Origin of the sequence: Citrobacter sp. TBCS-15 (genome assembly GCF_005280815.1) — a bacterium.
Lineage (GTDB): Bacteria > Pseudomonadota > Gammaproteobacteria > Enterobacterales > Enterobacteriaceae > Citrobacter > Citrobacter werkmanii.
The window spans coordinates 1-212 of record NZ_SZWK01000223.1 but is presented as its reverse complement, the minus strand read 5'-3'; the positions used below and the strand labels follow the sequence as shown (position 1 = coordinate 212).

The window sequence follows — 212 nt, the reverse complement described above, 5'->3', positions numbered from 1 at the left end:
TCGAGCAGATCATTCTAAAGGGTTAACGCTTGCCTCTAGTCCAACCTTTAAAAAAGTTTTTGGTATGAAAAATGTCAGTCGTGCCAGCGATTTACCTTTTCTTATAGAAACACGAAAGTTCAATTATCCGCAATGGTATCGAACACATACAGACATTCATGGACAGCGAACTGAACCAACTTTGCAATACGTTGCTTTCATTGAATCTTGGG

General features: G+C 39.2%; 1 protein-coding gene. It reads left to right on the top strand.

Annotated features, from left to right (window positions below; genetic code table 11):
• Nucleotides 1-212 (top strand): hypothetical protein (locus tag FDW96_RS12775; protein WP_212732901.1); only part of this gene is annotated, 212 nt, incomplete at both ends.